Raw genomic sequence first — 256 nt, forward strand, 5'->3', positions numbered from 1 at the left:
GGGATTTTTGCGACAACCGGCATCTACAGCTATTCCATTCTTGTCTATCTCCGAAAATGCCTCGTAATTCACAGATATGACCGGGCGCGAGGCTATTGCCTTAAGCAAATCCACATCACTCGCCGCCGACTCGCCACGATAGGCGGCAACGGCAGCCTCTCTGTTTGGAAACGATCTGTATTTTGCTCCGGGAAAACCGTTTACAACAAGCTGGCATTCATCCCAGGAGTCAAACACTCCGGTGTCGTGACCTGCC

Annotated in this window: 1 protein-coding gene; it reads right to left on the reverse strand. The window is 52.0% G+C overall.

Annotated elements, in window-relative coordinates; translation table 11 throughout:
- A partial coding sequence (locus ACX9YW_RS23255) for a ribonuclease H1 domain-containing protein (RefSeq protein WP_460351127.1) occupies nucleotides 1-256 on the reverse strand: 256 nt, incomplete at both ends.

It is taken from the genome of Pseudoneobacillus rhizolycopersici (assembly GCF_054786815.1).